The 25440-nt window shown below is 37.4% G+C and carries 20 protein-coding genes and 4 pseudogenes; 7 read left to right on the top strand and 17 right to left on the bottom strand.

Annotation, left to right across the window (positions count from 1 at the left end):
- Window positions 1–136: 136 nt before the first annotated feature.
- Window positions 137–1378: pseudogene (locus tag MHB45_RS06925) on the bottom strand (amidohydrolase); the annotation flags it as partial.
- 593 nt (window positions 1379–1971) lie between these two features.
- Window positions 1972–2094: a hypothetical protein gene (locus tag MHB45_RS06920; protein ID WP_260089085.1), complete on the bottom strand. Its 123-nt coding sequence runs from the start codon at window positions 2092–2094 to the stop codon at window positions 1972–1974.
- Window positions 2095–3015: 921 nt separating this feature from the next.
- Between MHB45_RS06920 and MHB45_RS06915 the strand changes: the two genes are divergently transcribed.
- Window positions 3016–3486, top strand: coding sequence for a DinB family protein (locus MHB45_RS06915; RefSeq protein WP_048679588.1), 471 nt, complete (start codon window positions 3016–3018; stop codon window positions 3484–3486).
- 456 nt (window positions 3487–3942) lie between these two features.
- Here the strand turns inward: MHB45_RS06915 and MHB45_RS06910 are convergent, their stop codons facing one another.
- Together MHB45_RS06910 and MHB45_RS06905 are read right to left on the bottom strand one after the other, a co-directional pair.
- Window positions 3943–5142, bottom strand: a complete 1200-nt coding sequence (locus MHB45_RS06910; RefSeq protein WP_072272782.1) for a C40 family peptidase — start codon at window positions 5140–5142, stop codon at window positions 3943–3945.
- Window positions 5143–5596: 454 nt separating this feature from the next.
- Entirely contained in the window at window positions 5597–6340 is a 744-nt protein-coding gene (locus MHB45_RS06905; protein ID WP_072273769.1) for an SDR family NAD(P)-dependent oxidoreductase, read from the bottom strand.
- Window positions 6341–6612: 272 nt separating this feature from the next.
- On the opposite strand from MHB45_RS06905, the gene MHB45_RS06900 reads away from it, so the two are divergent.
- Complete coding sequence (locus MHB45_RS06900) at window positions 6613–7752, top strand: LuxR C-terminal-related transcriptional regulator (protein ID WP_161922661.1); 1140 nt, start codon at window positions 6613–6615, stop codon at window positions 7750–7752.
- Window positions 7753–7873: 121 nt separating this feature from the next.
- Here the strand turns inward: MHB45_RS06900 and MHB45_RS06895 are convergent, their stop codons facing one another.
- Window positions 7874–8620, bottom strand: a complete 747-nt coding sequence (locus MHB45_RS06895; RefSeq protein WP_048679576.1) for a TerC family protein — start codon at window positions 8618–8620, stop codon at window positions 7874–7876.
- Between the two features lie 529 nt (window positions 8621–9149).
- On the opposite strand from MHB45_RS06895, the gene MHB45_RS06890 reads away from it, so the two are divergent.
- Window positions 9150–9329, top strand: a complete 180-nt coding sequence (locus tag MHB45_RS06890) for an H-type small acid-soluble spore protein (protein ID WP_048679567.1) — start codon at window positions 9150–9152, stop codon at window positions 9327–9329.
- Between the two features lie 258 nt (window positions 9330–9587).
- On the opposite strand, the gene MHB45_RS06885 is transcribed toward MHB45_RS06890, so the two are convergent.
- Window positions 9588–10358: a GH25 family lysozyme gene (locus MHB45_RS06885; RefSeq protein WP_053087361.1), complete on the bottom strand. Its 771-nt coding sequence runs from the start codon at window positions 10356–10358 to the stop codon at window positions 9588–9590.
- A 690-nt stretch (window positions 10359–11048) separates the two neighbouring features.
- On the opposite strand from MHB45_RS06885, the pseudogene abc-f reads away from it, so the two are divergent.
- From abc-f to MHB45_RS28245, 3 genes and pseudogenes are all read left to right on the top strand, one after another.
- A pseudogene (gene abc-f, locus MHB45_RS06880) lies at window positions 11049–12680 on the top strand (ribosomal protection-like ABC-F family protein).
- Between the two features lie 560 nt (window positions 12681–13240).
- Entirely contained in the window at window positions 13241–14080 is an 840-nt protein-coding gene (locus tag MHB45_RS06875; protein WP_072272779.1) for a DUF2935 domain-containing protein, read from the top strand.
- Between the two features lie 366 nt (window positions 14081–14446).
- Window positions 14447–14623: pseudogene (locus MHB45_RS28245) on the top strand (IS5/IS1182 family transposase); the annotation flags it as partial.
- 664 nt (window positions 14624–15287) lie between these two features.
- Here MHB45_RS28245 and MHB45_RS06865 read toward each other — a convergent pair.
- Window positions 15288–15632 carry a hypothetical protein gene (locus MHB45_RS06865; protein WP_142398552.1) on the bottom strand — a complete coding sequence of 115 codons (345 nt, stop codon included), beginning with the start codon at window positions 15630–15632 and terminating at the stop codon, window positions 15288–15290.
- Between the two features lie 543 nt (window positions 15633–16175).
- On the opposite strand from MHB45_RS06865, the gene mscL reads away from it, so the two are divergent.
- On the top strand, window positions 16176–16574 hold the full coding sequence (mscL, locus tag MHB45_RS06860; RefSeq protein ID WP_072272777.1) for a large conductance mechanosensitive channel protein MscL: 399 nt from the start codon (window positions 16176–16178) through the stop codon (window positions 16572–16574).
- A gap of 288 nt (window positions 16575–16862) precedes the next feature.
- Here mscL and MHB45_RS06855 read toward each other — a convergent pair whose 3' ends face one another.
- The 10 genes and pseudogenes from MHB45_RS06855 to MHB45_RS06810 form a co-directional block, all read right to left on the bottom strand.
- Complete coding sequence (locus MHB45_RS06855; protein WP_048678093.1) at window positions 16863–17813, bottom strand: sugar phosphate isomerase/epimerase family protein; 951 nt, start codon at window positions 17811–17813, stop codon at window positions 16863–16865.
- Window positions 17814–17909: 96 nt separating this feature from the next.
- On the bottom strand, window positions 17910–18230 hold the full coding sequence (locus MHB45_RS06850) for a DMT family transporter (protein ID WP_057276213.1): 321 nt from the start codon (window positions 18228–18230) through the stop codon (window positions 17910–17912).
- Between the two features lie 38 nt (window positions 18231–18268).
- Window positions 18269–18598, bottom strand: a complete 330-nt coding sequence (locus MHB45_RS06845) for a DMT family transporter (RefSeq protein WP_048678100.1) — start codon at window positions 18596–18598, stop codon at window positions 18269–18271.
- Window positions 18599–18627: 29 nt separating this feature from the next.
- Window positions 18628–19500, bottom strand: a complete 873-nt coding sequence (locus MHB45_RS06840; protein ID WP_072272776.1) for a Cof-type HAD-IIB family hydrolase — start codon at window positions 19498–19500, stop codon at window positions 18628–18630.
- Between the two features lie 102 nt (window positions 19501–19602).
- Entirely contained in the window at window positions 19603–20385 is a 783-nt protein-coding gene (locus MHB45_RS06835; protein WP_048678105.1) for a DeoR/GlpR family DNA-binding transcription regulator, read from the bottom strand.
- A gap of 26 nt (window positions 20386–20411) precedes the next feature.
- Window positions 20412–21425: an ABC transporter ATP-binding protein gene (locus MHB45_RS06830; RefSeq protein ID WP_340907552.1), complete on the bottom strand. Its 1014-nt coding sequence runs from the start codon at window positions 21423–21425 to the stop codon at window positions 20412–20414.
- A 68-nt stretch (window positions 21426–21493) separates the two neighbouring features.
- The gene (locus tag MHB45_RS06825) at window positions 21494–22297 is read right to left on the bottom strand and encodes an ABC transporter permease (RefSeq protein ID WP_034313149.1); all 804 of its coding nucleotides are present in this window, start codon (window positions 22295–22297) and stop codon (window positions 21494–21496) included.
- 140 nt (window positions 22298–22437) lie between these two features.
- Window positions 22438–22560 (bottom strand): annotated as a pseudogene (locus MHB45_RS28240) (ABC transporter permease); the annotation flags it as partial.
- A gap of 688 nt (window positions 22561–23248) precedes the next feature.
- Window positions 23249–24082 carry an alkaline phosphatase family protein gene (locus tag MHB45_RS06815; protein ID WP_072272775.1) on the bottom strand — a complete coding sequence of 278 codons (834 nt, stop codon included), beginning with the start codon at window positions 24080–24082 and terminating at the stop codon, window positions 23249–23251.
- Complete coding sequence (locus MHB45_RS06810) at window positions 24072–25184, bottom strand: ABC transporter substrate-binding protein (protein ID WP_161922664.1); 1113 nt, start codon at window positions 25182–25184, stop codon at window positions 24072–24074. Before MHB45_RS06810 ends, MHB45_RS06815 begins: the two co-directional genes overlap by 11 nt.
- Window positions 25185–25440 lie beyond the last annotated feature (256 nt).

The following is a 25440-nucleotide window of genomic DNA, read 5'->3' as shown; positions in this document are numbered from 1 at the left end:
AATTTTTTAAACTCTAAGGAAACAGGATCATGGAGTATATAATGTCGAGGATGCGGGTTCAATGATAATCGGTGCTTTATGTCAAACATATAGGATTTTCTTTTATAATTAGACGCAGTAAATTTCCGGTAAGAAATTAAGTAGTCATTACCTTTTCTTGTCCATATACTGGGTTTCCATCTATGAAGGTGGCCAAAATTGCTATGTCCCTAATTTCTTCTGGATGAACAGCTGTAGGGTCAGCCTCGAGAATGGTAAAGTCTGCTTGTTTTCCAATTTCTATGCTACCTGATCGTGACTCATCAAAATTTAGTTTTGCGCCAAAAATAGTCATCGACTTTAAAGCTGTTTCTACATCAATGCGCTGTTCTGGACCTAAAACATGACCTTCTCTCGTTATTCTATTAACTGCAGCCCATACTGAAAATAGGGGTGAGATTGGGGTAATTGGACAATCGGAATGCAGCGTGAACAATAAATTGTGTGCAACAGCTTCAGCTAACGGACTTATACGCCTTCCACGCTCCGGACCCAGGAAAATTTGTTTATGCCTGTCCCCCCAATAATATACATGATTGATGAAGAAGGATCCGGCTACATCAAGTTCCCTCATCTTCATGATGTCCTCGGTGGTTGCGGTTTGGACATCTTCGATTCTATGACGATGCCCTGTACGAGGGCTATTGGATAAAGCATATTCATATGCCGCTAATATCGAGCCGATCGCACGATCCCCGTTTCCATGCGTTGTGATCCTAAACCCTCGTCTGTGCAGGTCTAAGACTTCTTCATTAAATGCTTCCTGATGATGAATGAAATCTCCATATACATCTTGATTTTGATAATATGGAAGACGTAAAGCTCCTGTTAATCCTTGTATGGAGCCGTCCTGAAACATTTTTGCGCTATCTAATTTAACCCATCCCCCAGACCTTTCCCTGAGTTCCAGGTCCAGTTGAGCTGGAGAATAACCCCCGAATGGCTGTCCTTCACGAAGCTGCTGATGCATGATCATCAGTCTCGTTCGCATCGGATTAATTTTTTGTTCAGCCGCTTTAAGATGAACCTCTAAATCTTCCAAATTATTAAATCCAACTGCAGCATCTGTATTCGTGGTAATTCCTTGAGCTACATAATCTTTTGAAGCCTTTCCTAACATGTCAACCTGTTGCCCTATTGTCATTTGTGGTATGTGATTATTTATTGGTGCCATTGCCGCTGGTTCATATATTACCCCATTCAGTCTTCCGTTCTCATCCCGTCCATAATGTCCGCCTTGGGGATCAGAAACATCATCAGTTAAACCTGCGATTTGCAAAGCAAGCGAATTTACTGCGGATAAGTGCCCTGAAGTGTGTGTGATGACTACAGGGTTATTTAAAAAGACTTTATTTGGCCATAAATGCTAATTAACCTAAAAACAGGAATCCAGAACTTTTAATGTTAAGCTTATTTATTAGAACTTCATAATAATCAGAAGGTAAATAAAGATTATGTTGTATTCTACTATTCAGGGATATTAAATAGCAGCTTAGGTGCTTTTTACCCTAAGGTGTCAATCAGAACTGCCATGGTTAATTGACAAGTGCGATTGATAGGGTTAGACAAATAGATACAGCTTGTTTATATGTCCAATCGCTAACAGTTTCTTATCATCCATGATGATGAAGATGGAAAGTGATGAAATATAACCAAACCCGAGAAAAAAAGTTCGTTGTATACGAAACATTTTGTAAAGCGCTTTAAAACATCGCATTTATTACCGTTCTTATGAAAAATATCTATATATCCTTTCTCATCTTTTATAAAACGACCTTAAAAGGTACAAAAAGGCATATTTTGGTACATGCAAGGGCTCAATTGCAATAACTCTCCCATTTTCCAATGTGGAGTTATGTCCACATTGGTAGCAGTCTTAAATCTTTATCCCCTATAATAAAGAAAAGCATACCCGAAGGGATATGCTTTTCTTTACCAGTTATCCGTTTTATCTAATAATTGATCAATATCAAATGCATCGAGTTGAAATGGAATTGACTCTTCAGCAAGTTCTTCGGTAGCTAAAAGCAATTGGTCAATATCTATTATAGTCAAAAACAATTCGCCTCCCTTTTAATACCTTTACCCTCAAACATTACTTCTAATAGTTGATGCTTTTCCGGGTATCATAACTACATTTAACATTTATTTAAGGGGCAGCAGTTCACAGGAACTGACAGCGCTCTTTGTCTCCAAAGGCTCTCCAGACTAGCCAAAAAAGTAGGTTTTGTTCAAAGGACGAACAAGTACCAAGCTAAGATTTAAAAGCCTTGTAGGTTAAGCCAAAAAGCAGGAGTACTTCACCATAGTTATATAGCTGTCGATTTTTAACTCGAGTCTTGATAAGTCTGAAGGATTGCAATGGTTGTACTTATATCGTAGATTCTATTATTCATAGCCTTCAGGCTTATTAGTTTGGAACACGCTGCATCTTTCGCCTTTCTATTGGCGTTATACTATTTTTAGAATATATTCGGGTAAGGGGGACCTTCCTTGTATTCCAGGAATCAAACTTGCTGGGGACGTTAGAGCGTCCTTATGAAGATCTTTTTAAATTCTAGAATTTTGAAGAAATGAATAGCTCCCCTATTTGTAAATATTCATACACCATAATACATTTCTAATAATTCCCATTATACCGAAAATGAAACTGTATAATTTTACAATTGTATAACAATTATAAGTTAGTAATTAAAGCGGATGTATTGAATCTTCAGTTAATTCAAAATACCTTATGGGTCTTTTGTAAGAATGCTAATAAAATGGAAGGTGCAATTGGATTTATTATTTTTATGGAGCCTTAAAAAAAATAACTCACCCGTAAGTTCTATAAGTAAAGCGATTTTTGACCGCTCCCTATTGTGGAAAAAGAACCGGTTGACATAAAACTAATTTCAGGAAGTTTCAACCATATTCTTTTCTGTTTATTACTGGTATAATATGGATGATTTTGTTAATGAGAGGAGAGAGGAAAAGATGAATCAACTTGTATTTAAGCAATTTGAGATGACAAGAGAATACTTCATCAAGAATGTAGAATCCGTTCCTAAGGAACAAACCGATAAGCAGCCAGAAGGTTTTAATAACACAATTCATTGGCATACTGGCCACGTTTTGACAATTACAGAACAAACTATGTTTGGTTTCCCGCATGTAACCACCCATCTGCCCACGAATTATATAGAATTGTTTGGGAATGGCACAAAACCAGCTGATTGGCCAGGGAATATACCTGCTATGGATGAGCTGGTTGTACAGTTGAAAGATCAATTAACTCGTTTAAAGCAAATTCCTCCTGAACAGCTAGATCAAGAATTGGATACACCATTCCTAGGTTGTAAGACTGTTAGAGAACTTGCAGGTTTAACATTAATGCATGAAGCAACTCATATGGGGCAAATTCAGGCAATGAAGCGTATGATTGAACATGTAAGTCTTAAAAACTAATTTAACAAAGTGTTATATTAAGATGAAAAAACCAGTCTAATAAAGCTGGTTTTTTCTTTTGATATATTTTATACATCATTAGTCTCCATAACATTCTCTATTTTCATTTACTCCACAAACTATGGAACACCCTTATTGAGCTATTCTGCCCCGTTAGCAATCCTGTAGAGCATTAATTATCGGATTTAAAAAACAGAGCCCCTCAGTATGATGAGAGTACACATAAACCAAAACTCATCTAGATAATTATTACTTCAATTAACCTGTCATAAAGTTAAAACTTTTAAAAACGCTCTCACCATAAACATTCGTTAATGGTGCCTCCTTCTTCAACTTAAGAAGAAGATCAAACACAAATCCCGTATTCAATAAAGTATACGGGATTTTGTTTAAGGTTAACCTTAAGTGAATAATATGACTAGAAAATTCAAATAGTCTAACTCTCTCGTGGCTATCTTAGTCCATATTGACTTGGACTTGCCCAAAACTTTCGAACTTCTGAGTAAAATAACTTGTTGTAAGATCAGAAATATGAACTCCAGTATTCCTTGTTGTATGAATAAAGCGACCCTCCCCTAGATAAATACCGACGTGGGTTATCTCTCGACTTAAGTCTGTATCTCTAAAAAATACTAAGTCCCCTGCCTTTGGTTCTCTGAGTTTCGGCAGCAAGGAATAATAGTCCGCTGCCGAACCACGTTTAAGGGAAATGCCCTGCTCCTTCATGGCCCAATAGATAAATCCGCTGCAATCCATTCCAATCATAGGATCATATTCTCCGAAAACATAGGTAAATCCACGTAGAGTATAGGCATACTTTATGACATCATAAGCTTTATCATAGGAAGCCTCTTGATTTGCATAAAATGGATACAGGGGACTGCTGTATATTTGAAGATACTGTCCCTGCATCAAGCTATCAGTTGGTAAAGCGTTACGCTTTTTGATTGTATCCACCGATACACCGTAATTATCCGAGATACTTTTAAGGGTCTCATTATTTTGAACGACATGCTCCCCTTTTGGTGTATACGTTTTATACTCGACTTGGTATTGTGCAAAATATTTTTCTGTAGTAGATCTCACCTGAACTGTCTCTGCTCCGTATCCAGAATTAACGAACTGATTTCCCCCCAGAAAGATCCCTGCGGTCACGGCTTTTGAACTTCCCTTTTCCAGAAAAAATATAATATCTCCAGCCTTAGGCGCATTTGTATCCATTCCTTGCTTATAATAGCCTTCAACTGACAAACGGTCGATAGGCACCTTTTGTCGGGAGAGCACCCAATGAATCAATCCGCTAGAATCAAATCCTTTGATAGGTGTCTCTTCTCCAGCCGTTTTTTTAAATCCTGTAAAAGATTTAGCATAATTCCCAATTTGTTTCCCTCTCTCTGACCACTGATAGTTCGAAGGAGTATAAGCAGTCTGAATGGTTAACTTCTGGCCAATATATAACTTACCATCCGGTAAACCATTCATATTCATTAATTGCTCTGTCGATATATCATAGATCGCTGCAATCGATTCTACCGTTTCTTGAGAGGATACAGTATGCACTCGATCTGCTGCTTCAACTTTTAAGCCAGATAAAAAAGAAAAACTAACCATGCCTAGTAATAAAATCAACATACTACCTAATATTCTTTTCGCCATTAAACCCTTCCTTTATCAACAGATTTTGTTCCTTCTTAAGGAAATCATGTAATAAAATATCAACTTTACAACTTTAACATAAAAATACTATTAATTGGATTTACTTACCCTATTATTATTGAACTAAATATAATTTATATAAAGGGATGGAAATGGTGTATACATCTACTAAAAGATACCCGGACGTATATAAAAGTTATAGAGAGCTATTAAGCGATATAGATCGTAATCTAATAATACGATTGGCCTTATTATCTTCTCCCCAACTGCTTGTATCGTTCCTTCTTCCAAGGAAATGTTTTTAGCATTCCCGGGAATTTTTTCATTATATGCAAAAAAAGAGCCCTCCAGTAGAGTTGAGTAATCTAAACCACTCAACTTACAGAAGAAGCTCTATTAGGCACCTCAAACCTAAATTGACTGATTGAGAGACCGAGCGAATAATCCTTAAAATTTATACTGCCGTATATCCGCCGTCGACCATTAGGCTAGTGCCAGTAACAAATGATGCATCGTCACTTGCAAGGAAGAGAACGGCTTTAGCCACTTCTTCCGCTCTGCCTAAACGGCCGATTGGATGTAAATCAATCAAACCTTGTCTTATTTCACCTTGTGCTTCGGCAATAAGTGGTGTATCAATATATCCAGGGCAAACTGCATTGACACGAATGCCATCTTTCGCATAAGTCGCACCTAATGTTTGTGTCAATAGTTTGACACCGCCTTTAGCAGCAGAATAGGCTGTTACCCCCGGTTTCCCTGCATGGCTATGGATGGAGCCTGTATTGACAATGGCGCCGCCAGTAGATTGTTTTTGCATTTGCTCTATCGCATATTTATCGGATAGGAAGACACCGGATAAATTAATATCAATCGTTTTTTGCCATTGTTCATAGCTTAACTCATGGATGTTTCCGTCTCTGGCAATTCCTGCGTTTGCGAACATGATATCCAGTTTTCCATATTTGTTAACCGTCTCTTCGATCATATTCTTTACGTCATTTTCATTCGTCACGTCAGTTTTAACAAAAAGAGTATCATACCCTTTTCCATTTAACTCTTCTGACACAGCTTGTCCATGATCAGCAAAATCGGCAATGACCACCTTTGCTCCTTCTTCTGCAAATAATTGAGCCGTACTTGCTCCAATCCCGCTTGCTCCCCCTGTTACGATTGCCACTTTGTTTTCAAGTCTCATCATATTACCAGATCTCCTTTTCTTATTTCCTACGGATTCCTTGAGCAACAGAAATCTCCATCCCTAGAGGTTCTCCCTGGACGACCATTCTTATACAAACAAAAAGCTGATGACAATGTTGAAATAAAATGGCCATCAAATAGCTTCATTCTGTGTTCATACATTTATTTTACTCCTTACAATTTGAATTACTATCCTATAAAGTGCTGTATAATAATAGGGTTAGTTCCCCCTTTTTATAGGGTATTTTGTTTTTAGGAGAAGGAATTCACATGGCTCATCCCTTTCATGCATATGAAGAAATAACATGGCAGCAATTCATATTATTCATTAAAAGTCATAACAAACGGATTGAAGAAAATATCAATATTCATTTGAATCTAGAGCCCTTCATATTAGAACCTGAACGTAAGATGATACAAACATTACTGGAATCATTTTTACTATTTTTATCCGCTCCAAATATCGACGACATAAAAGACACATACGAAGAGCATTTGGATACTTGGCTTCAATCACATTTACCCCTTTTAAAGGATAATCATTTCAGCATGTTCCGATTGATCTTTGAAAAGGCCATCGTTACCTCATTGGTAAACCTGAAACATGCCCAAACCCTTTCCATCCTTATGTTCTTATTATCCATTTTCTCTCATCTCATCCATAGCTATAACAAGTGGACAGGCGACGAACCGGAGCAACACCACAAAACCAAACAAGAGAATGAAGAACTTAAGAGACTGCAGCTACTGGACCAATTAGATGAACTTTTAATTATCTCAGCAGGATTTAAGGATTTTGCTTTTATCCTAAAAAAATGTGAAGATTTCTTTAACTATAAAAGATGTGTTTTTTATGCTTATATTCCTTGGTCCAATCAATTATACGGCACCATTGGATCCGAGCTGCCAAAAGTTCAAAGCATGAGGGGGCAACTCAGCTCCAAGCAATCCATGGTGTTCAATTCAAAAAAGCCGGTATTTTTAAAGAATCCCCATAATTACATTAAAGAGGAACATATACAGCTATTTAATCTTTCATCTGTCATCTTTGTACCGATTGTTCATGACCAGCAAGTGTTCGGCTGGCTGACCTTTGATCAATTAGGGGAGGAATTCGATTATTCAATGGATGAACTGACTTTACTTGAACAGGTAGGAAAACGGCTCGGTTTATATTTATCAAGAAAGGATGATGAGGTATCAATAGGTACCGACATACAATTGACGGAACGTGAATCCATGATTTTATATTTGCTGGCTGAGGGCTATAACAATAAAAAAATGGCCGAATTGCTGCAATTAAGCGAGCATACAGTTAGAGATTATGTAAGCAGTTTAATGACAAAGTTTAAAGCTAAGAACCGTACACAGGCAGTCGTTTATGGTTTTCGGTTAGGCCTACTGAAGTAAAATTGAATTACTGATTTTTATGACGATTTGTCAACATTACAGAATCTATAAAGAACCAAAAAAAGACCGAAAAATATTTTCGGTCTTTTTGAAATTTTCATTCATTTCAAAAGAATATACTTTATTTACCTTCACTTTTTTTCACTGTTTTTCCAGATAAAAACCATCCGCCTATAGCGATAAGAAGCATGACTGACCAAAAGATTATATTCCAAATCGGTCCTTCAACAAAATCGTGAGAGATAATGTGCACGGCTGGATGCGCAAGGGTATGCATTAATAACTTAACCCCTACCCAACCAACGATTAACATGGCTGCCGTTTCGAGGCTTGGTCGCTCCGTCAGTATCTTAACGAAGTATCCTGCCGCAAACCGGATGACGATTAAACCTGCAATGGCCCCTAATAAAATAACAATGAACTTTGCCCCATCCATACCTCCTATATCACCCATTGGCGTATCTGGCAAGGCAATCACAAGAGCGACAGCAGCTAAAATGGAATCAATAGCAAAAGCAATATCAGCTAATGCAATTTGCGCAACGGTCATACGGTAGCTTTTCCCTTTTTTTTCTTTGTCACCGTGGTCCCTTTTTAGTAAATGCTTTAATGAAATGAAAATCAAATATGCAGCCCCAATTGCTTGAACTTGCCAAACATGGAAAAGGTACGAAATGATGAAGATTGCACCAATCCTAAATATAAAAGCCAAAAGCAACCCAATATTAATCGCTTTTTTTTGCTGTTCTTTTGGTAAATGCTTTGACATTATGGCTAAAACCAATGCGTTATCAGCAGATAATAAACCTTCTAAAAAAATTAGAATAATTAACACCCAGCCATATTCCAATAATAACGATAGTTCCATGATACCCCCCTAAAAGCATGTATAAGAATGCGTATATGACTTCAAACCCAACAACACTTTCTCCTCCAATATTGTCCCATCTTCTCTTCTTCCTTATTCAATCCTTCCGTCCAATTAGCTTCATTAAAATAAGGTACCGAAGCCACTCCCAATTTAAAGTAAAGCATCCGTCAGCTCTATAATATTCTTTTATGCTTAGACTTCATTCCAATTAGGAAAAGTTAGGATTTACATCTTCGCACTCCGAAAAGCTCCAACTCAATTCCTATTCTGCCATTAAATGATATTTCTGTAAAATGTTTTGTGATGTTCCTTGCGTCTGCAATTGTACCGGGGAAATATTCGTAACAAAAACATATTCACTTTCCTTTGACTCAATATTTTAAGATTAAGAATTCCCATCTTTTCATACAAGCTTAATTAAAAAAAGAGCTACGGCGGATGTTCCTTATATGCAACCTTAAACAAATGAATAAAATCAAGGCTTTTTCTAAATAATAGGAAGACTAATTAACAGGGAGGGATTTATATGGATGCTAAGCGTATAAAGCAGATTCTTTCGTCTTCATCTGACATTGAGGTTAGATATAATGGGACTTCAGTTTGGATTGATAATTTAAATGAAGATGGAAGAACGGCTACAGTACATCTAAGAGGCCCATTAGAGGAAAGATCAGACGTAGCAATAGACGAACTTAAAGAAATATAATATCCATGTTAAAATAAGCTCCTCTTAATAAGAAGAGCCAGTTTGTCTACAGTAAATTAAGGTTTTGTACAAACGTTGATCTACTCTCCAGGCATTCGCTTTCCGCGGGCGTTCCGGGAAGCCTCCCCGGCGCCTTTGCGCCTGTGGGGTCTCCCCTGGACTTGCTTTTCCCGAAGGAGTCTCGCACACCCGCTCCCCTCTACTTTGTTTTTCCCTTTTGAAAGAACCCATACCCCTCGTATTAAAAAATTCCTTTACTCATTTCAGCCTTAATTTTTGACCGATATAAATTTTGTTTGGGTCTTTAATTCCGTTCAGACTGACAAGCGAGTTTACGGTTGTTTTATGTTTTTTTGCAATGAAGCTAAGTTTGTCGCCTTTTGTTACAGTATAAGTTGAGGTTGTTTCAGTTTTCAATGCACGGGGTTCGTCAGTCCTAAAAGTATTTATGGTATTTGTAAAATCCCTATAGGCTATATTCAAATCCACCTTTGTGCTGATCCCACTTACCTTACCTGAATCAGAATGCTGCCAAATGTCCGTGCTGCGTCCCAACGTCCTGTTGTATCTGGCAATCCAAAAAGCGTAGTTCTTCAACCTTGATTCATCTAAAGTATTTTCGAGAAAGTATTTACCAGTATACAGCATAGCCGTGTATCCAGCTTTTTCAATGGCTTCTAAAAAAGCGATCGCGGCATCGGTCAGCGTTTTTTTATTTGCCTTTTTTTTATTTTCTTCAAGATCAAGAACAACAGGGTAATTTAAAGCAAAAGAGCTGATTGAATCTAAAAAATAAGCAGCCTCAGCCTTTGCTTCTGCAACAGTTGCAAACTTTGCATAATGATAGGCCCCGACTTTCAATCCCGCTGCCAATGCTAGTGGTGCATTTTCTTTGAAATAGGAAAGCTTAGAATAACTCGTTCCCTCTGTTGCTTTAATGAAAACGAACTTCACGCCTGTCTTTGCAACTTCCCCCCAATTTATAGCACCTTGCCAATGTGAAACATCGATTCCCTTGATATATTCCATATTAAAGTCCTCCTTAAGGAAACAACCCTATGGGGGTAAATGTTTTATCATTTTAACATAACCCTTATAAAAACATCATAAAGTGAAAAATGCAGTCCTGTTGCCCACGGCCAACTTTATAATAAGATATTTGATTGAGTTAAAACAATTATAAATCTTTAAATTTGGCTCTTTTCGTAAAGATTGTTGTTTTTAAAACGAAACTATTTAAGGTTGATTGGAGCGGAAGTGCGAGACTCCTGCGGGAACAGCGGGACAGGTGAGACCCCACAGGCGTTTACGCCAAGGAGGCTCACCGCCCGCCCCGCGGAAAGCGAGCATCTGGAGGGGAAATCAACCACACCGCACTACTTGGTAAATAGCAACATAGTATGTTAAAACAGCCTTAAATTTAGATTGAAAGCAAAGTAATATGTTGTTTCCTTTTGTTTTAAAATATTATTTTATGCTATACTGATTTTATTAATATCAGAAGGGATGATGGGTGGCCGATGATTAACTAATCTTATTTTTAAAATTTGAAATCGCATATTTCAAATCATACAAAATAGGATTAGTCTGCCCATTTTCTATAAATTTTAGAGCTATCGTGAAAATAGCTCTTATTTGATAATGCACAGGTACGACTAATCCTTCCATATGAACTGGGAGGATTTTTTTCATTCTCCCTTAAAGAGAGGGATGGATTATATGAAAGAACTTTTAAAATTAACCAATATTAGTTATGAAGTATTGGACCTGAACATTTTTGAAAATGTTAATGCTACAGTTCAACAGGGCGAGATCATCGGTATCATTGGTAAAAATGGTGCCGGAAAATCTACGTTGTTGCAATTAATCAACAATGATTTAAAGCCTGCACATGGACAAATCCAATGGCTGCAGCAAGACGTGAAAGTTTTTATGGTTGAACAAGAAGTCGAGTCCCATTCTTCAGAAGATAAGACGCCTTCAGAAGTTAAATTACTTGATAAAATGCAAGTACCAAGCCATGACTTCCCACTACTAAGCGGGGGAGAAAAACTGAAAGCCCGGTTAGCAAAAGGACTTTCCAAAGATGCTGACCTTTTACTATTAGATGAACCGACGAACCACCTTGATGAGGAAAGTTTAGAATTCCTCAAAGGACAAATTAAAAATTATGGAGGTACCATCATTTTTGTTTCTCACGATCGTTATTTTTTGGATGCTGTAGCAACGAAAATTTGGTCGATTGAAGATAAAAAGCTAATTGAGCACAGAGGGAATTATTCTAGTTATATGGAGGTTCGGAAAAGACTTACACAACAACGTGAATATGAAAAACAGCAAAAAATGATTGAACGGATTGAGGGACAAATGAAAGAAATCACTTCTTGGTCAAAAAAAGCCCATTCCCAATCGACCAAAAAGGAAGGGATTAAGGAATACTATCGCGTAAAAGCAAAGCGCATGGATGCACAGGTAAAATCTAAACAAAAGCGTCTTGAAAAAGAGCTTGAAAAAGCAAAAACTGAACCTGTTGAGCCGGAATACACTGTACGCTTTTCAATTAATGCAAAAAACAAGATGGGAAAACGTTTTTTGGAAGTTAAGAATTTAACTAAGTCTTTTAACGGTCGAACACTATTTAAAAACGTCAATTTCACGATTCAGCATGGTGAGAAGGTTTCCATAATAGGTCCCAATGGCAGCGGAAAGACGACATTATTAAAAATAATCCTTGGACATGAAACTTATGCGGGCGATGTATGGATTTCACCATCTGCGAAAATAGGCTATTTGACGCAGGAAGTGTTTGATTTACCACTTGAACTAACACCCGCCCAGCTATTTCATAAAGAAACTTTCGAGTCTAGAGGGCACGTTCAAACTTTAATGAAGCATTTAGGCTTCACGGTATCTCATTGGACAGAACCCATTAAGAATATGAGTATGGGTGAGTGAGTAAAATGTAAGTTAATGGAATATATATTAGAGGAAAAAGATGTGCTCATTTTGGATGAACCGACAAATCACCTGGACTTAGCTTCACGGGAACAACTTGAGGATACCTTAGCACAGTACACCGGAACGCTACTCGTCGTTTCGCATGATCGATATTTTCTCAAAAAAACGACAAGCAGCAAACTCGTCATATCGAATAATCACATTCAAAAGCAATTGTATGAATCATACGCAAAAAGAGATGATCTAGAAGAACTTCGACTAACGCTTGAAACAGAAAGACAAGAAGTTTTAGGAAAGCTTAGCTTTATGACTCCAAACGATAAAACGTACACAGAACTCGATAAGAAGTTTAATGAGCTTACGAAAAAAATAAATGAACTTGGTGACAAATGACTATCAACTGTAACTTATTGAAACTGATAAATTAAATGTAGAAACCCTTAGAATGATTTAAGTCTAAGGGTTTTTTAGATAGGCTCTTTTCGTAAAGATTGTTGTTTTTAAACGAAACTATTTAAGGTTGATTGGAGCGGAAGTGCGAGACTCCTGCGGGAGCAGCGGGACAGGTGAGACCCCACAGGCGTTTACGCCGAGGAGGCTCACCGCCCGCCCCGCGGAAAGCGAGCATCTGGAGGGGAAATCAACCACAACTCACTACCTGGTAAATAGCAACAAAGTATGTGAAAACAGCCTTTAGATAAGACTCAAATCGTCCAGGATTTTTGTACACCCCTCAGTTCGAAATCCATTTCCCTTCCTTTATACTCGCTTACTTTTCTTCAAGAACATGGATGAATCACGTTATTTCCCCTACAAGAGAAAACAAAAAAACTCACCGGTTTGAGGTGTTAAAAGGATATCGGTAATGATAGGATTTGCAATTTGAACAGAATAATAATGCCCCCTCGTTAATATGCTTTTAATGATGGATTTGTTAAAAGGGGGCATTAGTTATGAATGAGAACACACAGGAAACCACCAATATGAGGAATAACTCGGGAATGTTTGTTGCACGCTCTTTAGATGAGATTCGTTTTTGGTCAAGAATAATGAAGGAACACTCTTTATTTCTAAGACTAGGTTTCAGATGTGAAGATACACAGTTAATTGAGGAAGCTAATCAGTTTTATCATTTGTTTGAACGGATAGAACAGCAATCCCATTCATTAACAAATCAAGCTGATCCCGAACAGATCAGGAGATTTAACGCGGAGGTGCAGCAAGCTGCTACAGGCATATTTTTATTTAAAAGGAAGGTATTGGGATTAATACTCACCTGTAAATTGCCTGGTGCAAACAACTTCCCACTTTTAGTCGACCATACAAGCAGGGAAGCCAATTATTTTAGAAAACGATTAATAGAATTAAATGAGGGTAAATTGAAACCACTTGCAGATGCGATCATCAAGGAAAATGTTTTCTTTTTAAGAATAATGGCGGATCATGCAAAATTCATCGGACATCTCCTTGATCCATCGGAAAGAAAGTTGGTGGATATGGCGCGAAACTTCAGTAATGATTTTGATCAATTAGTCTTTCAAGCTGTAGACTTAGAGTCCATGAAACCGCAATCTCAAACCGCCCCTCTTTTGGATCAATTTCTAGATCAGAACCGTGTTTCCGTCGTATCACTTCGGGACTTTAAGAAAACCGCCAGGGATTTAATCGAAGAATGCAAAATCAAGAGCATTATCCATCCACTGTTAGCTGATCACGTTTTCCGTGAGGCCGAACGCTTCCTTGAAATCATCGATATGTTTGAATCCCACCTTACAGGTGAAACATACAATTAATTAGAGGTTTTTATATTATTGCTATTATGGATTAATATATTCAAATAAAAATTGACCCTTCTCGATATCGAGTTTGTCTACAGTTTTTTTTGCTTGTATAAATTTGGACGTTGCTTTCCACTTCAGGCACTCGCTTTCCGCGGGCGGTCCGGGTGCCTCCTCGGCGCACATGCGCCTGTGGGGTCTCCCTTGGACTCGCTATTCCCGCAGGAGTCTCCGCACCTTCCGTTCCAATCCACTATGTTTAAAAATTTGGATAGAACTCCTTTTTCCTACAGTCTTTTTTGTTTTAAAATAGATTTATTAAAACTTGTAGTGATGAGGATTCTATCGAAACATCATTCTATTTAACGAGATCAACTTGAAATGATTACTTTAGACCAACTGGTGCCGGCGAACTATTTGGTGCGTAAAATTGAGGCTTCCATTGACGTCACTTTCATTTATGACTTGGTGAAAGATATGTATTCAAAGGTAGGACGCCCAAGTATTGATCCAGTTATTTTAGTTAAACTGACATTCATTCAATATTCCTTTTGTATTGGGAACGATTGAACACCTTAATACACATGACAGTCATATTTTGGAGCCACTTATTGAGCAAGTGTTTGAGAAAGTTGGAAAACCAGAGCAGTTGCCGCAGGTGCAGCTTATCAAACACCAACGATTACAAGCTACCTATTTAACAAAGAAATCACACCTGCTTTACCCTATACACGTCCTCGAACAAAAGAAGGATCCTATCGCAAACATGACTATGTTTACGATGAACACATTGATTTTTACCTTTGCCACTTCGGGCGAAACTTTAAAGTACTCAAACAACAAATAATGAGGGCTATCGCGAGTACAAATCGTCAAAACAAATTTGTGCAACATGCTCATATATATATCACGGTGTACAGAAAGCAAAGACCATCAAAAAGAAGTGACACGGAATATCTGGCAAGCAAGGTATACGTTGGACAACTTTAAAGGGACTTAAAAATTGTCGATGCAAGCGATGCTTTAAAGAAGATGGCCACGAGGACATGGCAAGGTCCTAAAATGGCATAACATAGTGACTCCAAGAGCCTAAATCTATTAACCTTTGGTCAAAATGTCAAAGGGAATTTTAAAAGGGGTTCGAAATTTTTTAATTCCGAACCCCCTTTGTCTACAAACTGGGCCCTTCTCGATATAGAGAAGGGCTTTGATATGTAAAAAGTTAAGATTGGGAGTTCACCAATGTTTCAAGTTTCTCTTTATCAGAAACAGAAATCCATGGTAAATCCTGATTGACATCATTAATACCAGGTTGGATAACGCGGCTATTTAAGAGGTCACAAATACACTCATTTATTAATTGGATATCCTGGTCTGATATTTTCCGGTTATATGTAGCGGCTCCTGTTTGTGTGGTCATCCCCCCTATCAAGCCTCTTTGATTTAATGAACTCCTGATCACTTCTCTGATAGCCTCTAGACTAGTCAACGGAAATACATCAAGGTGCTTAACAATCATTCTAAAAATATCCTCTCTAGATAAATCCTGTTCAAAATGTTGTCTCAAATAATCCACCCCCATTGGTCAAAACATTCTCCAAATGAAACGTAAAATCCTCCTATTAAGAAAAACCATTTAACAAATCCCAAAACAAAAAACCCTCTCAATTAAGAGAAAGGCTTTTAACAATGGAGGAGTACCACTTAGGGGGTAGTACAATATTATAATTATCGCCAAACGAATACATTTATATTCACCCCTTCCTCAATTTGGTGAAAACAACTTTACCTACCATCTAGACATTGAAAAATGACGCCTTAGTCGTTCCCACTCTGCCCTTGCATTACTTTTTTTCTTTGTTCCATGACCATTCTTAAATCCTTCTATAATAAGATCCCTATTATAACGGCCCTTTAATGTTTTTTGAATGGAAAATAGCGTTCATTTTCCATTGATCGGAGTGCCGCCATTGCATCATATTAAGGGGTTTAATTGATTAAACGGATGGATGGTCCTATCTTTTGAATTATGGATGCCTCTTACACTATTTAATTTTCACCATGTTTCTGATATGCTTTTATCAATTGAAAAAAGAAAGGTGTAGTTACAATGTTAAAGGAATTCAGAGAATTTATTACCAAAGGAAACGTTCTCGATCTTGCGATAGCTGTAGTAATGGGTGCTGCTTTTGGAAAGATCGTTTCATCACTAGTAAATAATATTATCACACCGCTAATAGGAATTTTATTAGGTGGGGTCAATTTTGCTTCGTTATCTATCACAGTTGGAAAAGCAGATGTTCAATACGGTCAATTTGTCCAAGCTGTGATTGATTTCTTGATCATTTCATTCGCGATTTTCATGTTTATGAAGGTAGCGAATTCTCTTATTAGAAAAAAACAAGCGAACGAGGAAGAGGTATTGGAAGCGGTACCTGCATCCGAGCAATATTTAAAGGAAATCCGTGATCTTTTACAAAAAAATGCACGGCAGGATGAAACATCATAATTATATAAAGAATCAGTGAAAAAGTGCAGAAGTAGTCAAAAATCAGAATAAGCAAAAGCCCCTCTCTTAATTGAGAGGGGCTTTTTAATGTCATAATGAACTACGTATACGTTACTATAACAAGACAAGCGACACTTATTAAATAACCGTGTGTCGGAATTCGTAAAGCAAAGTGACAGTAATGTTGGCAATCAAAAGAGGCTCTCTATCAACCCAATAGCAAGTACTGCTGTAATAATTTTTATTATATGAACAGAATTATCCCCTCCCCCTGCTTCTACATATTATTTATCGGCAATATTTATCGCGTAAAGCAAGGGTATACTTAACCGATTGCTCTGTACCTTTTTCTTGATCTTCAATCATTTGTTCTAAAAGTTCTTTTGGAGGATAATAGTAATCCAATGGTTTAATGACACTTAAATCATAAGGAGGTTGTTCGACTTTGAAAGCTCCTTCTCCAACCGCAAAGACTCCGCCAGCACCAAGCTCTCTCTTGAAATTAACAGCATATGGAAAACACATTTCAACGTTGATTCTAGTTAGGGTAGATTTCTCAACCAGTATTTTAAAACATTCTTCAGTATCAATATTGCCTGTCCCTACTGGTACACCACATACCCTATAATCCTCGCCATCATGAATGATAATATGATCTTTAAAATGGGTTGTGAATGCATATGGCGCTAATTTTCTTACAGCTTCAACCGGATCCTCCCATGCCATCATTCCGTTGCCCACATCACAATGAGCGCTAACCCAAGGGCTGTTGACTTCATTTATTATTTGGATAACCTCAACTGTTAACTCTTCCTCATGATTTTCCACAGCTAGTTTTATCCTGTATTTCTCCAATAATGGTACAATTTGTTTGATATCTTCTGGTGCTTTTTTCAATCTTTCCGGATCATACTCTCCTAAGCATGCATACGTACGAATCACATCCGCTCCGATTCTATGTGCTGCCTTAATGACTTCTTTTAGATGTTCCGGATCGCTTCCATTTGTGTCTATTTCAGCGAAAAATCCATACTTTTGAATTTCTTTTCTTACTCTGTCTAAATATTCCGGTTCAAATGATTCTAAAGTGCCCCATCCTGACAACCCTGGCCATGGAACAATATTGATCATGACTCCGTCTAATCCCAATTCAGCTGTTTTTCTGATAAAACCGAAAATATCCATTCGCCCTGTAATAAATTGCAAGTGATAGCTTTCTGTTTCTAATCCAATTTTCATTTTTTCCCCACCTTCAATTAAGTATTTAATTTTTTTGTTGATTTTCTTTTTTCTTGTTTACGATTTTATCTAGCTGTTTCAAAAAGTATTTTTCGATTAATGTCCAGAAGTCATTTTAATACCTATAGCCCCTGCAATGATACACATAATGAAGAGGTTCAATCTTAAACTTCTAGGTTCATTAAAGAAAATCATTCCTGCTAAAACACTTCCAACTGAGCCGATACTGGTCCATATTGCATAGGCAGTCCCGACTGGAAGAGAAGTTAATGACAAGGATAGAAAATAAAAGCTTAAACTACCCAAAAAAAGACACGCTACAGAGGGGAGCAATTTTTTAAAGCCGTCTGCACGTTTCAGGCTAATAACACTACCAATCTCGGCAAATCCGGCAATAATAAGAAAAAACCAAGCCATTGAATCATCCCCTAACCTTGTATATCAGTTCATTTCCTTTATTGTTTAGGCTCTGCTGGATTAACTTTTATTCCAATCATCCCCAATATCATTAAAGCCATAAAAAATACTTTCAGTGGATTAATGGTCTCACCCAAAAAAAGCATCCCAATTACTACAGTTCCAACCGTTCCCAATCCAGTGAAAATGGCGTAACCAGTTCCTAAGGGTATTGAATGTAGAGCTTTTGAAAGTAAAAAGAAACTAAAGATTATAATAACTACCGTAAATATACTAGGTATAATTTTGGTGAATCCGTGTGAATATTTAAGACCAATCACCCAGACAATTTCCAAAAGTCCTGCCATTATGATATATATCCATGCCATTTTATCGCTCTCTCCTTTGGCATTGACACTTATTTTTGAACCACGAAGTTCTCCATATATCGATAAATCGCATAAGCTACCCCATTTTCATCATTATTAAGGGTTGTCGTTGTACAAACAGTTTTTATGACATCTTTTGCATTTCCCATCGCTACGCTGTATCCAACTTTCTGGAACATGGATAAATCATTGTTGCTGTCCCCGATTGCCATTGCCTTATCTAATGAGCCATTCATCAAGAAAGCCAATTTTTCAAGGGCTATTCCTTTTGAAGCTCTTTTACTGGTAATTTCAATGTTATGATCAGCAGATGAAACGACCATCAACTCATCAAACTTTTTGAATTGGTTCCAGGCTTCCTCTAATTTATTTTCATCAAAAGAACATGCTAAAATGTTATAGAATTCTTCCTCCTGTTTTAAGATATCATGATAGTTTTCAACTAAAACATATCCAAACTGGTCAAATTGCCTTTCCGCTATTTCAACTAATTCTTTCATATCTGGATTCAAATCTGCGCTTTTCAAACTTTTAATCTCGTTATGGAACTGTTCTCTTCCTTTTTTAAGAGTATAGATGGCTTTATCAGTGAACACTTCGTAATAATAATTCCGTTCATCTAACCATTGGAGAATGGATTCAACACGATCTTTAGTTATCGTAATAGAAGAAATGCACTTTGCGCTTTTTGAATGAATGGTTGCTCCATTTGTCCCGATTACAAATGGGGATATCCCGGCTTTTTCACATATTTTTTGAACGTCAAAATAAGCCCGTCCTGTTGAAATAACTACTTCAAAGCCTCTATTTTGGGCATATTGAATCGCCTTTATATTTTCTTCACTAATTTCATTCTGGTCGTTTAATAATGTTCCGTCTAAGTCTATCGCAATGAAACTCATGCTATATAGCTCCTTTTCATTCTATCTATTAAATTTTCTTTCTAGCTTTTTTTTGCTGCTATCAAAAAAAGAGAGTACTCCCTCTTCCATCTCTTTTATGGGCTATGCTTGAATCCAATTGACTTCCTCTAATTTTGAATCATTTCTCCATTCCTCTGGAAATGGCTGCTCGCAGACAATCACATCTACTTTTTCTAGAGGACAAACTTTACAAAAGGTGTCGACACCGATTTTAGAGTAATCCGTTAGCAATATGACGTGCTTTGATACCTCGACCATTTTGCGTGAAACTAATGTTTCACGTAAATGATAATTACTAACACCACTTTGAATGGAAACACCGCCAGCTGAAATGAACGCTTTATCGATATTAAATTGATTTAACATCTGTTCAGTGAGACCCCCGCATATGGATTGATGCTTTGGATCAATTTGTCCTCCCAGTAATAGAATTTGTCCTGTAAACTTATTTTGATTGAGCAATTCGGTCAACACAGACGACACAGGAAGAGAATTGGTTAAAATCGTAATGTCTTTTTTATTTTCAATACACTGGGCAAATTCAAGCATGGTTGTACCTACATCAATGGCAATCACATCTCCGTTGGAAATGAGTTCCACCGCTTTTTTCCCAACCTTGATTTTCGCTTCTTGATTCACCGTTGTACGCTGTGTAAATGGAGGCTCCTCAAATTCAAAGACTGTTTTAATCGCTCCACCGTAAACCCTCTTTAACAGTCCTTTTTCCTCTAATATCATCAAATCGCGTCGAATCGTTTCCTCTGAAACATTAAATTGATCAACTAATTCTATTACTTTTACTTTTCCCATTTTGTTAAGTTCTTTTAAAATTTCATTCTTTCTTTCTTCAGGCAAAACAGACATATTTCTCCCCCTAAATCATCAATACTTTATAACATAATGCATTCTTTCTTCGGTACAAGAATTTGAACGCGTGCTCCTTGCTCAAACATTTCCCCACGGTGGTGAGGATAGTCTACATGAAAAGCGCACTCCTCTGTTTCTACTTCATATCTTAAAACATTACCTGCCATGGTAACATCTTTAATAAATCCTTTAATCCCCCAATTCCCTTGTAAGTCCAAGCTGTCTTCACCAACAGAAACTAATTGTAAAACTTCTGGACGAATGGCAACTTCATTCCCTTTTAATTCTTTGGTGCGAACAAGTTTTCGGAAAACTTCCATATTACAGACATTATAATTCCCGATAAATTTGGCAACAAATGTATTGACTGGAGAAGTATAAATTTCTGAAGGAGAACCGGATTGAACAACTTGTCCTTTATTCATGACAAAAATTCGATCAGACATCGTCATTGCTTCTTCCTGATCATGTGTAACAAAAATAGTTGTGATATCTAATTCTTTCTGTATTCTCTTTAATTCTTTTTGCAAACTTTTTCTAATCTTAGCATCTAATGCGCTTAACGGCTCATCCAGAAGCAGTACTTTTGGCTCCATGACAAGCGCACGGGCAAGAGCAACCCTCTGCTGTTGTCCACCAGATAATTGATGAGGATAAGACTCTTCTTTTCCTATTAAATCAACCATATCAATCATATTTTTCACTTTTGACTTAAGATTTTTCACCTTTTTCATTTTAAGGCCGTAAGCGATATTATCAAAAACATTCATATTCGGGAAAAGCGCATAAGACTGAAACACCATTCCGACTTCACGCTGACGCGGTGATAAATCAGTAATATCTTTTCCATCAATTAAGATTCTTCCTACATCAACGTCTTCAAGTCCCGCAATGGAACGTAATAATGTACTTTTTCCGCACCCGCTTTGCCCAAGAAGTGTAGCAAATTCACCTTTTTTTAATGTTAAAGAAATATTATTTAAAACTAATTGATTGTCATATCCCTTAGTCACTTGTTCGATGGTTACATAGCTCATTAGTTTTCACCTTCTAAAGTAGTATTTTATGACGGTATTTTTCTTAAAAAAATGAAGGAATTCGCTTCTTATTTTGACCCGACAGGATTTCTTTTGTTTCTAAACGTAAGCTTTAATACAGTCCCCGTTAAAAGTAAAATCATTGAATAATAGGTAATAACAATTGCACTTGTTAAGTGACCACTGCTGTTTAGTTTGTCGGACAGATAAATTTGAAGGGTTTCGAATCGGCCCCCGACAAGCAAATTGGCAAAAGCAAACTCACTAAATAAAAGAGAGACAGATAATAAAGTAGACACTAAAATTCCAGATATAATATTTGGAAACACCACCGTACGAAAGGCTTGGAATTTTGTGGCACCGAGTAATTCAGCTGCATCAACAAGTTGTACAGCATTAAGCGTACGAAGGCTGTTACGAATTCCTTGATACATAAATGGTAGAATGGTTATGAAATAAGCACCAATTAAAATCCAAGGTGTTCCGGCAATTTGAATCGGTCCAGCAGAATATAGCTTGATTAATCCAACGGCTCCAACAATCGGAGGAACTCCATAAGGAAGCATGGCTGCGGCTTGGAGCAATCCTTCCCATTTACTGAAATATACCGTGATAATAAAAATTGTCGGAAGCATAATAACAACACTAAGACCTACAGACATGACAATTAAAAACAGTGTTCGTCGGAAAGCATCATAAAACCGTTCATCTTGAAACAATTCAATATACCATTTCAGCGTATAACTCTCAGGTAAAATCGTATGATCCCATTTACCAGCAATCGAGAATAAAAGTGTACCTACAAGCGGAATTAATAAATATATAACTAGTAATCCAACAAACAATTTATGAAATGTCAATGAAGACTTCATCGTAAATCCCTCCTAACTCTACGCATCATTCGTTCATTGAACCACATCGCCCCTATCATGGTCGTTGCTAGAAGGACTCCCAATGCACTACCTAGCTGCGGCTTTAATGCAACATCACTAGCAACTAGAGAAGCAATTTGCAATGACAATATGTTATAGTTGCTGCCCACCAATGCATAGGCTGTTGCGTAGGCTCCCATCGCATTAGCAAACAAAATACTGAATGTACCTACAATACTAGGTAAAAGAACTGGAACCCCTATCCGAAGCCAAAATGAAAATGTTGACCCTCCTAATAATGAAGATGCTTCTTTCCATTGTTGCCTAATTCCTTGATAAGACGGGTAAATGAGCATAACGGCAAGCGGAATTTGAAAATAAATATAAACAAGAATGAGGCCTGTCCAGGAATATAAATTAAAATCTGCAAACAGGTCCCAACCAATCTTGGCAAATAGCAACGTAAACAACCCATTGTTTCCAAGTAAGATAATATATGAAAATGAAAGGGGAATCCCTTCAAAGTTCGACGTCATATTGGTAACCATCAGTAGTCGGTTTTGTATTTTTTGAGAGAACTTTGTAAACGAATAGGCTGCAATGACTGCTACAATCACAGAAGTTATAGCAGAAAACAAGGAAATGACCAGGCTATTTTTAATGGCTTGTAAGTAAAATTCACTTTTGAATATGGTTAAGTATTGATCAATCGTAACTTGAATTCCATCATCTGCATAAAAACTATTTTTAATCATTGCCACTAATGGTCCTATCTCAAATCCAATCACAAAAATAATAAATGGCAGTAAAAGAGCTAATAAGTAAATTTTTTGTTTTTTTATTTTTCGCAAGACTTCTCGCTCCTCTATGTTCTCTAACAATTTGGGAATTGGTCTAACAGTACATTCGTTAAACCAATTCCAGTCAATCTTGAATCATCATTTAATGTTTTTACAGGGTGACTTTTCCTTTCAGACCTGGAAATTGATATGAAATCATTTTATCGGACGGCTCAATATTTAATAGTTCACAAACGAGCGGTGCAAAAGCTAATTGCGGAACCACTTCACCATAAATGCCAGGCTCAACTTTTGGACTAATGATAAAGAGCGGTACATCACGTTCACCATCAGTTATGCCGCCATGGTTGCCATATTCACTCATGCCATGATCCGATGTAATTAATATGTGGTAACCTTCTTTGATCCAAATTGGCAATAGTTGTGCCAACAAGCTTCCCATTTTTAGGATTTGCTCACGATATTCTTTTGATTCCGAGCCAAAAATTTCTCCTTTTACATCTACACCGAGCGGATGAATATATACAAAGTGAGGGTCATACTTTCTGCGTAAAGCTTCTGCATCCATTAACACATGGCTATCTGGATAGTCATCGTCCCAATAAAATTTTCCGTATTGAATTGGATTGGATTCATCTTCTTGCTCACGGTCTTCAATAAAATGGAATGGCGCACGATTATAAAGTTCGCTTACCCAGTAATAGGACACTGTTCCGTTTCTTAACCCGTTTTCTTTCGTAAGATGAAAGAGACTTTTCTCAGTAGATAAACGAACGGCTCGATTGGACGTAATCCCATTCATTGAAGCCGGCGTACCTGTTAACAACACTTCATATAATGGACGGGAAAGACTTGGAAGCTCCGACTTAACTTTGTAAAGTGACGCTTGATTCGTTTCGACTAAATGCTGAATAAATCCCAGCGCTTCGCATGCTTTATCGTATCTCATACCATCAACAACGATTGCTATTACTTTATTTGACATGGACTAACACCTCTTCTTGCCAAATCTGAGGTAAATTTTTAGCCGTTTCTTCCCAAGCTTTGTAATCTTCAATTGGTTTTGCATTTTTGTACTGTTCTTCTGGAACCATTTTTTCAGCTACTTCTTTCGGAAGTTCTACATCGCGAATTGGACGGGCAAACCCTTTAGCTAAATTAATTTGTCCTTCATCGCTTAAGATATATTCTCTAGTTGCCATCGCCGCATGCGGATGCTTTGCAAATTTGTTAATAATGGTTGCGTAGCCGCTTACGACTGAACCTTCACTTGGAATGGTCACTTCAAATTGATCGCGGTTAATTTGGTCAGCGTAACCAAGAGCATTGAAATCCCAAACAAGTGCAACTTCCACTTCCCCTTTTTCGATGTTAGCCGGCTTGGCATCAGTCAAGCTAAGGCGGCCTTGCTTGGCAAGCTTAGCAAAATAGTCAATTCCTGGTTGGAGATTTGTTTCATCACCGCCGTTAGCGATAGCGGCAGCAAGTACGGCCATTTGATTCTGTGTACCACGCTGAACATCTCCAACTGTTACTTTATAATCCCCTTTTAATATGTCATCCCAAGATTTAGGCGGGTTATCTACTAATTCTTTATTAGTAAAGAATGCAATCGTTCCTTGGTAGCCAACAATCCAATCTCCATTGTCATCTTTTGCCCACTCAGGTACCTCGTCCCAATAGGAAGTTTTATATGGCATCGTTAATTCTTTTTGTTCCGCGATTGGCCCAAAGGACATCCCTACATCGCCGATATCGGCTGTTGCATTCTCTCCTTCAGATTCCATTTTGGCAATCTCTTCCGCACTGGACAAATCTGTATCATTGTGTTCCAATGTATATTTTTTCATCACTTCATTCCAAGTTTCGCCCCAGTTAGCCCATGAATCAGGCATACCAACACTATTAATGGTCCCCTCTTCATTTGCCTTTGTTTCAATTTCTTTCAAGGTTAACGAACTTGGATCCTTAACCACTGGAGCAGCCTCCTCATTAGTAGCTCCACAAGCAGCTAATCCCAGTACACTCACCCCTAAAATCAAAGCTTGAATAGACTTGTAACAATTCTTCTTGAATGTGCGATTCATAAAAAGTGCCTCCATTTAGTGTGGAATCTTTAATGTTTATTACTGTTTATTACGGTTTAATCATAATCAGTAAACATTAATTCCACATAAACCAAATGTTAAGATTTTGTAAATCAGCTCTAATTTCTCCTACTCATCAGCTTTTATCTCCATAAGCATTAACAACAATCCGCAAACAGGACCAAGTAAAAGCAAGTCTATAAAAGAGAATGGGAAAAATCCCCACGCAAACACATCACCCTTTTGACCCTCTTTT

The sequence above is a fragment of the Peribacillus sp. FSL K6-5616 genome, assembly GCF_038008245.1.
Classification (GTDB): Bacteria; Bacillota; Bacilli; order Bacillales; family DSM-1321; genus Peribacillus; species Peribacillus frigoritolerans.
Note: the sequence above shows the minus strand (reverse complement) of the source record. Positions and strands in the feature narration are given on the sequence as shown.